The organism is Corallincola platygyrae (assembly GCF_039544265.1).
GTDB classification, from domain to species: Bacteria; Pseudomonadota; Gammaproteobacteria; order Enterobacterales; family Neiellaceae; genus Corallincola; species Corallincola platygyrae.
Window position 1 is genome coordinate 304,922 of sequence record NZ_BAABLI010000014.1, and the last position, 12,576, is coordinate 317,497.

The window sequence follows — 12,576 nt, forward strand, 5'->3', positions numbered from 1 at the left end:
AGATGTCGGTAACCTTATTCGCCACCATAATCAGCATCGTTGCTTTGGTGACGTGCCGACCTCTGACTCTCGCCTCCCGTCTCTCGTCAGTACCGCTTTATCAGCACCTTTTCTTCGGTGCTACGGCAATCGTAGCGCTGATTTGGTCTCTCAAATACACCCCACATCCCCTGCTCACTATTCATTTTCTGTGCGCAACTACGCTAACACTTTTGCTTGGCGCCAGGTTGGCATTGATGAGCTTAGCGCTGGTCATCCTTATCTTTCTTCTGACCACTGGAGCCGGTTTAAATAGTTGGGGTTTGAGCTTCGTTATCTGGGGCATTATTCCAGTCACTTTTTCCAGAGCATCCCTGCTTCTCAGTCAAAAATTCCTGCCCAGACACTTGTTCATATATTTGTTGGTGAATGGCTTCATTACCGGGGCATTGGCGATTCTATTGACATTGATAGCCCAGTACCTGGCATTTATATGGATAACTGGTGGGGACTGGCAAAGCCAGCTAACCTATCTGAACGTGACTCCCCTTCTAATGTTCCCAGAAGGGTTGCTTAACGGAATGGCGATAACACTTTTGGCCGTCTACAAGCCGCATTGGCTAAAGACCTACGACGACCGCATCTATCTCAATGAGGGAAAGGACTAAAAGACTTCTCTGATTAAAACAGTCGCTGCAGCCTGGACTCTTCCAACTGCTTGAAGGCTTGTTTTAAGAGTCTACCCATGTCCATAAATATTGGACGCGCTTTTGCTGGTGCAACCTGGCAGCCCTCTGCATCCATTCTGGCGTGAATATCGCGATACCATGAACTCAACGCCGGCGGGAGGGGCTCAGAAGACCTGTGCCCCAGCCACATTAGCCCTTGGAACGGTATTGATAACAACAATACGCTTATCGCGATCATTTGTGGCAGGAAAACACTCTCCACAAGTAGTATTTGTATCGCGGGTAACATGATGGCAAACCCGGGCAACCATTTAATCGACCAACGGGTGAACTGGATGACTCGCAACTCGGGGAAGTGACGAAAGAGTTCTGGCCGAATCGGCCACGTATCCATGTATCGCTGTCCTTGAGAGATTAGCGCTGGAAATTTTGTCACTCAGTAGCTCCGAGAACGTGTCTATTAGTAAATTAAGTGTACTCCATATGACCGTAAATTGAGAGAATCTATCCACCAGAATATTTGGTGATGTCATTTGACGATCACTTACCCCCCAAAACTTGACCTAAATTAAAGCGAGACCGCAGATTTTTTGTAATTTTCTTACAAACAAGCTATATTTCGCGCGCCCACACGACGTATCGCTATCCCACTGATGATCTAGCATTTATGTTCTATTATTAGAGGGTTTTTTAAGCAGGTACGGTGTGATCATCCCCCACGACTATTTACTCAGGCTGAAAGACTATTATGAGTGCCAACTTAGTTCTCGTTCTTAATTGCGGTAGCTCTTCTTTAAAATTCGCCATCATCGATGCTGATAATGGTGATGAAATTCTCTCGGGCTTGGCAGAATGCTTAAATCTTGCCGACGCTCGCATCAAGTGGAAACTCAACGGTGAAAAAAGCGAGCAGAAGCTTGGCGCTGGCTCCGCTCATCGCGAAGCCTTGGATTTTATCGTTGCTCGAATCAATGAGCAGCAAGGACTTGCAGAACAATTGGTTGCCATCGGTCACCGTGTAGTACACGGCGGCGAGCGCTTCACGCAGTCTATCTTAATTGATGAGCAAGTCGTGGAAGGTATTGAAGCTTGTGCAACTTTGGCACCATTGCACAATCCAGCTCACCTTATCGGCATTCGCGCCGCGCAGGCGGCCTTCCCCGCGCTGCCTCAGGTAGCCGTTTTTGATACTGCATTCCACCAGACAATGCCGGAGGAAGCTTACCTCTACGCCCTGCCGTATAAGATGTATCGCCAACACGGTATCCGCCGTTACGGTATGCATGGCACCAGTCACTACTTTGTTAGCCGTGAAGCAGCCCGCATGCTTGGCAAGCCAGTTGAAGAGACCAACGTGATTGTTTGTCACTTGGGCAATGGCGGTTCTGTATGTGCCATTGAAGGCGGCAAGAGTGTTGATACCAGTATGGGACTAACCCCGCTTGAAGGTTTGGTGATGGGCACGCGCTCTGGCGACATCGACCCTGCGATCATCTTCCACTTGGTAGACAACGCGGGCTACACATTAGACGAAGTAAACAACATGCTGCACAAGCAGAGCGGTTTGCTTGGTCTGACAGAAGTTACCAGCGACTGTCGTTACGTTGAAGATGGTTTGAAAGAAGGTAAGCCTGAAGCAATCCGCGCACACAACGTATTTAATTACCGCCTGGCAAAATACATCGGTAGCTATACAGCTTCACTACCTTCCATTGACGCTGTAGTGTTTACTGGCGGCATTGGCGAAAACGCTGCTGATATTCGTAAAGACACCCTAAACCTGTTGCCTGTTCTTGGCTTCGAAGTTGATGAAGAAGCCAACCTGGCTGCGCGTTTCGGTAACGAAGGCGAAATTACTACGCCAAACAGCCGGATTAAAGCGCTGGTGATACCAACCAATGAAGAGTTGGTTATCGCACGTGACAGCGCTCGCTTAGCGAAGTAATTCCACTAGGCCCCGCGACTGCGGGGCTTTTTGATGTGTTAGAGGACAAGAGGAAGTTATAGTGTCACGCACTATCATGCTAATTCCCATCGGTGGCGGCGTTGGCCTCACCACTATCAGCCTGGGCATGGTACGCGCTCTGGAACGCCAGGGCGCTCGTGCAGGATTCTTCAAGCCGGTTGCACAGTTGCGACTCGGTGACCAAGGTCCTGAACGCTCCACTGCCATTATCAAAAACGCAACCAACCTGACACCACCTGATCCGCTTCGTATGCATTATGCTGAAAGCCTTATCAGTAGTGACCAGCGAGACGTGTTACTCGAAGAAGTTGTCGCACGTTATCAGCAGTACTGCAGTCAGGACGATGTAGTTGTTGTCGAAGGCTTAGTTCCTACTCGCCGATCACCCTGGGCGAACCGCGCCAACATTGACATCGCTAAGGCGCTAGATGCTGAAGTCGTGTTTGTTGCAACGCCGGGTATCGACGACGCAGGTCAGCTTCGCGAGCGTGTTGAAATTGCCCAAAGTAATATGGGTGGCTCCAAGAACAAACAGATCTTAGGCGTGATCGTTAACAAGGTTGGCGCACCTGTTGACGACCAGGGGCGTACTCGTCCTGACCTAAGCGAGATTTTTGAAGGCAGCGAACTTCAAACTCACGCGTCCACTGACTCGATTCTGAAAGCTTTCAAACATGCCAAGTTGCCGTTGCTCGGCTGCATTCCCTGGACATATGATCTGATCGCTCCTCGCGTTCAGGATCTTGTTGAGCATCTTCGCGCATCCATCATTAATGAAGGCGACATCAAAGACAGACGTCTTCGTAGCGTCACTTTCTGTGCGCGTTCAGTCCCTAACATGATTAGCCACTTTAAGCCGGGTAGCCTGTTGGTTACTTCAGCTGACCGCCCAGACGTTATTGTGTCAGCATGCCTTGCTGCAATGAACGGTGTTGAAATTGGCGCGCTACTTCTCACTGGTGGTTTTGAACCAGATGAGAGCCTGATGGATCTGTGCAAACCCGCGATGGACGGTGGTCTTCCCGTTCTTCTGGTTGAAACAAACACTTGGCAGACGTCGCTTAATCTGCAGGCGTTCAACCTAGAGGTGCCTACCGATGATCCGCTTCGCATCGAGCAGGTTCAAGACTACACGGCAAGCCACATAGACGAAGCCTGGATTGAAAGCTTGATCTCCGGTTCAGAGCGTAAGCGCAAGCTATCACCTCCTGCTTTCCGTTATCAGTTAACAGAACTGGCACGCCAGGCTAATAAACGTATCGTACTGCCAGAAGGCACCGAGCCTCGCACTATCAAGGCTGCAGCAATTTGTGCAGAGCGTGGCATCGCTCGTTGTGTTCTGATTGGTAACCCTGAGGAGGTTCATAAGATTGCAGAACAGCAAGGGGTGACTCTGGGCGAAGGTGTTGAAATTATCGATCCGGAACAGGTACGGGAAAACTACATTGCTCCTATGGTCGAGTTGCGTAAGCACAAAGGTCTTACCGAAGTGGTTGCTGAAGAACAACTCGAAGATGAAGTTGTACTTGGCACAATGATGCTGGCGCAAAATGAAGTTGATGGTTTGGTATCTGGCGCGGTTCACACCACAGCTCACACCATCCGCCCTCCTCTGCAGTTAATTAAGACTGCGCCTGGAAGCAGTTTGGTGTCCTCTATCTTCTTCATGCTGTTACCAGATCAGGTTCTGGTATATGGCGACTGTGCGATTAACCCAGATCCAACAGCTGAGCAGCTTGCCGATATCGCTATCCAAAGTGCTGAGTCGGCATTGGCATTTGGTATCGAACCCAAAGTAGCGATGATCAGCTATAGCACAGGTACCAGTGGCACCGGTTCTGACGTCGACAAGGTACGCAAGGCGACAGAGCTGGCGAAGTCTAAGCGTCCAGACATCGTGATTGATGGTCCACTACAGTACGATGCCGCGGTGATGGAAAATGTCGCGAAGAAAAAAGCACCTGATAGCCCAGTCGCAGGACAAGCTACCGTGTTTATTTTCCCTGATCTGAATACCGGCAATACAACCTATAAAGCGGTGCAGCGTTCAGCAGACCTTATCAGTATTGGTCCAATGCTTCAGGGTATGCGTAAGCCTGTGAATGACTTATCGCGAGGCGCTTTGGTGGAAGATATTGTTTATACAGTAGCTTTGACCGCTATTCAGTCCAAACAGTTGGATTAGACAGACAAAACCTTATATTCAGGTCAAGTCAAGCATAAAAAAGGGAGCATCGCTCCCTTTTTTATGCTTGACATTTTACTGTACCTTAGTGCTGAAAACTGCATGAACACATTTCAAACAGATCTATTTTCTCTTATATAACAACTAGATAAAACAAACACAGCCAGTCATCAACAAACTTATCCACAGGTTTTGTGGATAGCTATAGGTTTACCAGTTATAGAAAATTGCTTCTGAGAGCAATCTGGTTATCAATCAGCTTGAGAGCATTAAAATGATCGCACTAATCGCTATGATTTAGCGCAAAGCCTTTGATCACTATGTCATTATAACTAACAACGCCTTCAACCTTACCCGCTGCAATCACTGGTGCCCGGTGGATCCCAAAACGATCAAATAGACGAGCGCAGTACCTAACGTCCATCTCTGGATCAACGGAAACAACAGGTTTCGCCATGATCTCATAAAGATTCACGCGTTCTGGCGCTTTGTCTTTCGCGATCACCTGCTTTGCAATATCAGACAACAGCACCATACCAAATTCGTCGTGAGGATCCCGCTTATCAATAATCAGCGCATCCAAATCTCGCTCCCGGATGATTGATAGCGCTTCCTTTACCGTGATTAATCCATCGACTAATGCATATCTATCAACCATCACTTGCTTCACATGCACACGATGCACACTCATAGTGTTTCCTCCACCTGCTTACTCAGCGCCGCAACCTGATGAGCTACACCGACGGCATCCTCGACATCTAATTGAAAGGCGATCCCCGCACCTTTTTTATCGTCAAACTTTCCAAGCTTTGAGATCGTCTCTAAAACCTTTCGAGACAAGTGCTCTTCTACCAGAAACAGCAGAACATCACGCTGAGTCTCAAGATCTAACCCGAAAAACGTCTTATGTTTACTTAACCCTTCGCCACGAGCATTGTTAATAACTGTTGCGCCTGTGGCTCCCGACACGCGTGCTGCCTCCATAATATGGTCAGTCAAACTGTCCTCAACAAAGGCAATAATTAATTTAAAGTGCATTAGCTCAACTCCTGACTTGAAGACTGCGCTTTCCTCTGCTCCATCCACTCAGACATCTGCGCATACGCCATTACTGTTATGATCGGAAACAGGCTGGCAAATGCGATCAAACCAAATCCATCAACCAAGGGATTTCGACCCGGCACGGTTTCCGCCAAACCCAACCCTAGAGCGGCAACCAATGGCACGGTAACCGTTGACGTTGTAACGCCTCCGGAGTCATAGGCAAGAGGAATAATTAACTTGGGTGCAATAAAGGTTTGAATAACAACGACAACGTAGCCAGCCAGAATGTAATAATGCAGTGGATCTCCCACCACAATTCTATAACTGCCCAAAGCAATGCCGATCGCTACGCCCAATGCAACAGCGACTCGAAGGCCCCACACGCCTATGGCACCACCCGACACTTCGTTAGCTTTAATAGCGACAGCGATCAGGCTGGGCTCAGCGATAGTCGTGCTGAAGCCAATGGCAGCAGCAAAAATATAGATCCAGTAATAGTCTTTCCAATCTACATGTAGGTCCAATTCTGCTGCGTGGGTGTAGATAAACTCTGGCCGGGTTAGCTGTTCCGCCATCAGTTCACCTAATGGGAACAACGCTCGCTCTAGACCAACCAGGAACAAACTCAGACCGATAATGACATAGACAAATCCAAGAAAAACACGTTTGGCTCGTGGGATCGGTCGCCTTAACAGCACCAACTGAAAAACAAGAATAATAGTAATGATGGGTAGCACATCAATGACGGTACCACCTAGGCTCCAAAGGATTTCCTGTAATAGACCACTCATATCGTCATCCCGTAGATCATGACGAAAATCATTGGAGTTAGAGACGCAAACGCGATTAGACCAAAACCGTCAAGCATAGGATTACGGCCTTTAATCGCACTCGATAACCCAACACCCAATGCAGTCACCAGTGGAACAGTGATCGTAGACGTAGTAACACCGCCCGAATCATAGGCGATGCCAATAATCTCTTTCGGCGCAAACATGGTGGTAATAAGCACCAAAATATAACCGCCAATGATCATGATATGGATAGGCCAACCTTTAAGGATACGAAGCACTCCAATCACAATAGCCACGCCAACCGAGAGCGCGACAGTGAGCCTCAAACCATCTGCATAACTTTCCATCGCCTCTTCGGAACGCTGAATCATCTCTCCTTCGGCGGCAACCTCTGCGGCCTCATCTGCGACCGCAATCAACGCTGGCTCCGCCACTGTTGTGCCAAAACCCAGACAGAAGGCAAACCCAAGCAAAAGCCATATATTCCCCTTACGCGCAAAGGCGTGAGCCAGGTTTTCTCCAAGGGGAAATAGCCCGATCTCCAACCCTCTGATAAAGAATGCTAAGCCAGCGACGACCAAAAAAAGGCCTACGATGATTTCAAGAAAATTTGGAAGGGGCTGTTGAAGAACAACTAACTGAAAGAAGGCGACAACCACAACAATGGGCAGGAGGTCTCGAATCCGCCCAGTCAACGATACTACGAGGTTGTGAATTAGTTCTTTCAAATACAACCTTTAGAATGCATTAAACCTACCGATAAATAATGAGTTATAAAAACGGGGAACCCAATTTATTTGTTAAGAACTGTGATGAACCCCAATTTGCTATCTTTACTTTGACCAATAGCAAAGGTTTCTGCACTATACGAAGAGTTACCTTAATCAGTGATAAAAATGAAATTCAGTCGTATTTACCAGGCAGTGTTCTTGCTTATCTGCCTTTGTTTTGTAACCGCGTGCGAAGAAAAAGTGCGTACGCCGGAGCAGGCTGCTCTGGATTTTTTCCACGCTATCTATGTAGCCAATGATACTGATCTGGCAGCATCCTATTGCCTTCCAGAGCTTGCCGAGTTGGTAAAACACTACCACTCTCCTCACTCGGTCAAGCGCCACATCATTGGCTTCACTATGGATGAGGTAGAACTGTCAGTCTCTGAAACTGATGCGGATTTTTTCCGAAAAGTCGCAACTCAGGCCGAGGTGTCTATCCATTTCAAAGGCAAGGTCGAAGGTTTTGTCAGAGAAGATGAGCGCACGGTAATTGTGGTCAAAAAAGGCATGGAATGGTACGTACAGGAAGTGAAACCGGACATGTTTATGACCAACGGTTAACTTGGTTTCTAAACAATAAAAAAGGGCCTGATGGCCCTTTTTTATTTGCCCGCTTTCGTTAAAAGCTATTTTGCAACGGCAACCCCTTCCCTTCTCGGATCCGCCGCTGATATCAACTTGCCCGGATGAACCTCAATGGCGTGGATTCCACTGTTGAGGTCAATTAGCCTTACGCGATGCCCTCTTACTTCAAGAGCCTTTTTGAGAATGGCGAGTTCAGAGCCTTTCTCCAATGCTGTGTAATCATTGCGATTGGTTACTCGAGGTAAATTGATCGCCTCCTGCAAAGTCAATTTCCAATCGATGCGCGCAATAATGCTCCATGCGACATAATCTATGATACGACTCCCGCCGGGAGAGCCAACAAGCAAAAACAGTGAGCCATCTGGGCGAAACACCATGGTAGGCGCCATAGAACTTCTCGGACGCTTTCCTGGGGCAATGCTGTTTGCGACAGGTGTTCCGGCACGGTTGGGAACCAAAGAGAAATCAGTCATCTGATTGTTGAGTAAAAAGCCACCCACCATCAAACCTGAGCCAAATCCCATCTCAATACTTGATGTCATTGAAACCGCATTGCCCTTTGCATCAACAATCGACAAGTGACTGGTGCTATCAAACTCAGGTGTTTCATCCAACGCCCGCAGATAATCGACCGGCTGCCCCGCTTCGACCACCCCGCTGTCGCGCCCAGTAATCTGCCCGTGCCGCAACTCCAGATATCTCGGGTCCAGCATTTCAACTAACGGAACGGAGACAAAGTCACTATCAGCCAGGTAAAGGTTACGATCTGCGTAGGCCAATTTTGAAGCCTGTGTAAACAGATGCACCGCATCCGCAGAGTTAGGCTTCAACTCACCGATATTTCTAAATTCGAGTAATTTCAGGATCTGGAGAACAGCAATACCGCCCGAGCTTGGCGGAGCCATTCCACATACCCGATAACCGCGGTACTGGTCACATATGGGGGTCCTTTCCAACGCTGTGTAGTGGATTAAATCTTTTTCAGACAACAACCCCGGATTCACTTTCGCGTTGCGTACGGTTGTTACAATCTCTTTGGCAAGTTCCCCTTGATAAAAAGCTTCTGGACCATGTTCCGCAATCAGTCTGAAAGTGGCAGCCAACTGCGGATTTTTTAATAAGTGTCCTGCTCTTACCGGCTGACCTTCTGGAAAGAAGTAGGCTTTGTTAGTGTCAAATAATCCCATCGCTGGGTTGAAGTTGGCCGCGACCAGTTTTGCCAGTCTTGGAGACACTTCAAAACCATTCTCTGCCAAACTGATTGCCGGCTTAAACAAGTCGTTCCAAGGCAAAACGCCGTGTTTCTCATGCGCCATTTTGAGCATGGCAACCAGCCCAGGAACCCCCACCGACTTACCACCAACAAGTGCATCTATCCATTTCATTGGCGTTCCGTCGGCCTGCAGGAACATATCAGGCGACGCTTTTTCAGGCGCACTTTCGCGGCCATCAAAAGTGGTCAACACCTTGTCATCGCCACTGTAATGCAGCATGAATGCGCCACCACCAATCCCCGAAGACTGGGGCTCCACCAGCGTCAGTACCATTTGCGCCGCTATCGTTGCATCGACCGCGCTACCACCCGCCTCTAACATTTGATACGCCGCATTACTGGCGTGAATATTGGCGGTAGCAACAGCAAACTGCTTCCCTTGCGCCGCTTTCTTTTTAACTAATCCAGAAGCCGCTTCCGGCTCTCTGGTCGGCTCAGCTGCAGAGAAGAATGAAAAAGAGAGTAAACAACAAACTAATAGCGAGCTGACTATGTAACTTTTTGAAGTGACATGCGCGTCTTTGCCCAACAACATCCAGTGTCCACCTAATACACAAATAGTTTGTAACAGCTTAACAGATTTAACTTTTTAGCAGGAGAGCACAAAACGCTATAATCTGGATACAGTTGTTTTCAGACATTTCCTGGGCACAAAACAAGCCCGAAACTATCAGGGAGCAGATATGAGCAAAGAAGTAATGGTTGTGGCGATCATCGCCATCATTTTTGGTTATTTAGCGATGAAGCAATGGAGCTTCCGGAACCGCAACAGTAGTAAGCTGAAACAGCGAATTGATATGCTGGAAACTGAAATTGCAATGCTCCGCCAGTTCGCCAATAAAGAGCAAGCGGAAAACATCGAGCAAAGGCTTCAGACCCTGGAAAAGATCGTAACTGACGACGGCTACGAGCTTAAACGCGATATCAATTCGCTATAAGTCACACGGTAACTCATTCACGACTAAAGTGAAGCACCTTTAACGACTTCTCGGGGTATTTATCAGCAAATACCTCAGGGTTAGGTAGCCTTGAGACAAACCTTAGCTCTGGCGCATCCTGTGCTACCAGGTCGATTAAAAACTCTGACGATTTTTCAGGTGCATTTAAACAAAGCAAGAACTCGGCGCCAGGCTCAGTCAACGAGCACAACCGTCTAATCACTTTCGGATAATGACTATCCAGGGTAAAGCTGCTTCCTTGAAACGATGGCGGATCAACAATAACCAAGTCGTATGGGCCTAATCGCTTTAACTTGCCCCAACTGTTGAAGAGATCGTGAGCAAAAAAACGTGCACCAGTTAAGTCATTTTTAGCGTGATTTTTACGCCCTACCGCAAGGGCGCCCTTGCTCATATCCAGGTTAATAACTTCGTCCGCTCCCCCCGCCAATGCAGCGACAGAAAAAGCACAGGTATAGCTGAATAGATTCAATACACGTTTGTGTTGAGCGCGTTCCTTTACCCAGCGCCGGCCTTCTGCCATATCCAAAAACAGCCCATGGTTTTGATGCTGCTTCAGGTTGATTCTGTATTGAAGTCCCTGCTCCTGCGCCCAAATCTCATCTGCAAGCTCACCGTAAAGCACCTCTGTTGGTGCGCCTTTAAGGTATCGTCGCTGGAGTGCAATCGATGTTGGTGGCAGTTGCCACTCTTTCAACTGATTTAACAGATAATCAGCCAGTACGGAAACATCCTGATCTGGCCACTCCTTGTAAAGTGTGACCAGTACATTTGACGCAAACCAGTCAATAGCTATGGTTTCGGCGCCGACGACCAACTGCCCTCTACCATGTAATATTCTTTCAGAATTCAGGGGGGAAATAGGCCGATTTAAATATTTCTGGATATTTTTTAACCATTCCATGCTAATATGGTCACCAATTCGTCACACATTTGTTGTAAAATTAGATTTTGACAGCAAGTAGTTTGCTTTTCATCATCGTAGGGAGGTCAACATGCTGACCTTAGTATTAGTTGCCGTTTTTATCGCTATTTTGCACGGCTACAACCAACTTAAGAAAGTAGACACCCAGTTTTCAGACCGCCTTATTCGTTCAATGGTACTTTGCATTCTGGCGGGTGGTGTCGCCTTGTTCAGTGATATGATGAACCCTGTAAACATCACTGCAAAAAGTATGCAGTCTGCAGCACGCATGGTCGCTTGTGGTATTGCCATGGCCGCCGTCAGCCGTGCGCTGCATGCTGTTTTACTGTTCGCCAATCACCGTCGCGAAACAGGCACGTATCGTATCACAAGCTCATCTGAATCCAGTAAGGAGGATGAGCTCGCGGTGTACACAGCTGCCAACTAATTGATTTCACTCTTAGAGACGTTTGCCACTATAGTTGCTAAACCGGTACCTTAATGTCATTAACGATTAAGAGGGGTGAGCGGTTTTGGACATTCTTATTACGGGCGGGACCGGCTTTATCGGCAGCACGCTGGTAAAGCACCTGAAGAACCAACACAAACTTACCGTGCTGAGCCGCAGACCCAAATCGGCGCAGCAGTCCCTTGGTTTCGATCTCACCGTCATTGACACACTTTCAAACTTCAAAGATTTAGATGGCTTTGATGCTGTCATCAACCTCGCTGGCGAGCCTATCGCCGATAAGCGCTGGAGCAATTACCAAAAAGAAAAGATAACGAAAAGTCGTTGGGATATTACCCAACAGCTGGTCAACTTGATGCATCAAGGTAAAAGTCCTCCTGCAACTTTTATCAGCGGTTCGGCAATCGGTATTTATGGACGACAGGGTGATACCCAGGTTGATGAGTCATTTACCGACTTTCATCCTGAATTTTCAAATAGTGTTTGCGAGAGATGGGAACAGATTGCACTTAGTGCGCCACAGTCAACACGCACTTGCCTCATTCGAACAGGCATTGTCCTTGGCAAAAAAGGCGGCGCACTAAAGAAGATGGTGCCACCATTCAGGTTTGGTTTGGGGGGACCGATCGCTGCTGGGGAACAGTACATGTCGTGGATCCATATTGATGACATGGTGAAAGCGATAATTTTTCTACTGGAACAACCAACAGCAAATGGCGTTTATAACCTAACAGCACCTAACCCGGTAACCAATCAGGAGTTTACCGAGCATCTCAGCGCCGTGCTAGACCGCCCCGCACCGTTTCGAATGCCAGAGTTTGTCCTTCGGATCCTGTTTGGTGAAATGGCAGACCTTTTGATTTATGGGCAACGTGTTATGCCAACACGATTACTTGCCCACGATTTTCACTTTTGTCATCCAAAACTTAAAGAAGCGCTCTCTTCAATCTTGTGAC

The 12,576-nt window shown here is 47.9% G+C and carries 14 protein-coding genes; 7 read left to right on the forward strand and 7 right to left on the reverse strand.

Annotated features, from left to right (window positions below; translation table 11 throughout):
* Positions 1–2 precede the first annotated feature (2 nt).
* The gene (locus ABEA14_RS12635) at positions 3–647 is read left to right on the forward strand and encodes an energy-coupling factor ABC transporter permease (RefSeq protein ID WP_345340374.1); all 645 of its coding nucleotides are present in this window, start codon (positions 3–5) and stop codon (positions 645–647) included.
* A gap of 13 nt (positions 648–660) precedes the next feature.
* Here ABEA14_RS12635 and yfbV read toward each other — a convergent pair whose 3' ends face one another.
* A complete protein-coding gene (gene yfbV / locus ABEA14_RS12640) occupies positions 661–1,104 on the reverse strand; it encodes a terminus macrodomain insulation protein YfbV (protein ID WP_345340375.1) in 444 nt (147 codons plus the stop codon).
* A 312-nt stretch (positions 1,105–1,416) separates the two neighbouring features.
* On the opposite strand from yfbV, the gene ABEA14_RS12645 reads away from it, so the two are divergent.
* On the forward strand, positions 1,417–2,613 hold the full coding sequence (locus ABEA14_RS12645; RefSeq protein WP_345340376.1) for an acetate kinase: 1,197 nt from the start codon (positions 1,417–1,419) through the stop codon (positions 2,611–2,613).
* Positions 2,614–2,674: 61 nt separating this feature from the next.
* Entirely contained in the window at positions 2,675–4,819 is a 2,145-nt protein-coding gene (pta, locus tag ABEA14_RS12650; protein WP_345340377.1) for a phosphate acetyltransferase, read from the forward strand.
* A 283-nt stretch (positions 4,820–5,102) separates the two neighbouring features.
* Here pta and ABEA14_RS12655 read toward each other — a convergent pair whose 3' ends face one another.
* Genes ABEA14_RS12655 through ABEA14_RS12670 form a run of 4 tightly spaced genes read right to left on the reverse strand, consistent with a single transcriptional unit; the run spans position 5,103 to position 7,385 of the window.
* Positions 5,103–5,510, reverse strand: coding sequence for a CBS domain-containing protein (locus tag ABEA14_RS12655; protein ID WP_345340378.1), 408 nt, complete (start codon positions 5,508–5,510; stop codon positions 5,103–5,105).
* Entirely contained in the window at positions 5,507–5,857 is a 351-nt protein-coding gene (locus tag ABEA14_RS12660) for a P-II family nitrogen regulator (RefSeq protein WP_345340379.1), read from the reverse strand. Before ABEA14_RS12660 ends, ABEA14_RS12655 begins: the two co-directional genes overlap by 4 nt.
* Complete coding sequence (locus ABEA14_RS12665; protein ID WP_345340380.1) at positions 5,857–6,654, reverse strand: DUF1538 domain-containing protein; 798 nt, start codon at positions 6,652–6,654, stop codon at positions 5,857–5,859. Before ABEA14_RS12665 ends, ABEA14_RS12660 begins: the two co-directional genes overlap by 1 nt.
* On the reverse strand, positions 6,651–7,385 hold the full coding sequence (locus ABEA14_RS12670) for a DUF1538 family protein (protein WP_345340381.1): 735 nt from the start codon (positions 7,383–7,385) through the stop codon (positions 6,651–6,653). The genes ABEA14_RS12665 and ABEA14_RS12670 overlap by 4 nt, the downstream gene beginning before the upstream one ends.
* Before the next feature lie 168 nt (positions 7,386–7,553).
* Here ABEA14_RS12670 and ABEA14_RS12675 point away from each other — a divergent pair, with 168 nt between their 5' ends.
* The gene (locus ABEA14_RS12675; protein ID WP_345340382.1) at positions 7,554–7,991 is read left to right on the forward strand and encodes a hypothetical protein; all 438 of its coding nucleotides are present in this window, start codon (positions 7,554–7,556) and stop codon (positions 7,989–7,991) included.
* Positions 7,992–8,056: 65 nt separating this feature from the next.
* Here ABEA14_RS12675 and ggt read toward each other — a convergent pair whose 3' ends face one another.
* Positions 8,057–9,823 carry a gamma-glutamyltransferase gene (ggt, locus tag ABEA14_RS12680; RefSeq protein WP_345340383.1) on the reverse strand — a complete coding sequence of 589 codons (1,767 nt, stop codon included), beginning with the start codon at positions 9,821–9,823 and terminating at the stop codon, positions 8,057–8,059.
* 148 nt (positions 9,824–9,971) lie between these two features.
* On the opposite strand from ggt, the gene ABEA14_RS12685 reads away from it, so the two are divergent.
* Positions 9,972–10,226, forward strand: coding sequence for a hypothetical protein (locus tag ABEA14_RS12685; RefSeq protein ID WP_345340385.1), 255 nt, complete (start codon positions 9,972–9,974; stop codon positions 10,224–10,226).
* A 13-nt stretch (positions 10,227–10,239) separates the two neighbouring features.
* Here ABEA14_RS12685 and ABEA14_RS12690 read toward each other — a convergent pair whose 3' ends face one another.
* Complete coding sequence (locus ABEA14_RS12690; protein ID WP_345340386.1) at positions 10,240–11,151, reverse strand: class I SAM-dependent methyltransferase; 912 nt, start codon at positions 11,149–11,151, stop codon at positions 10,240–10,242.
* A 91-nt stretch (positions 11,152–11,242) separates the two neighbouring features.
* On the opposite strand from ABEA14_RS12690, the gene ABEA14_RS12695 reads away from it, so the two are divergent.
* Together ABEA14_RS12695 and ABEA14_RS12700 are read left to right on the forward strand one after the other, a co-directional pair.
* A complete protein-coding gene (locus ABEA14_RS12695; protein ID WP_345340387.1) occupies positions 11,243–11,599 on the forward strand; it encodes a hypothetical protein in 357 nt (118 codons plus the stop codon).
* An 85-nt stretch (positions 11,600–11,684) separates the two neighbouring features.
* Positions 11,685–12,575, forward strand: a complete 891-nt coding sequence (locus tag ABEA14_RS12700) for a TIGR01777 family oxidoreductase (RefSeq protein ID WP_345340388.1) — start codon at positions 11,685–11,687, stop codon at positions 12,573–12,575.
* Position 12,576: the final 1 nt, after the last annotated feature.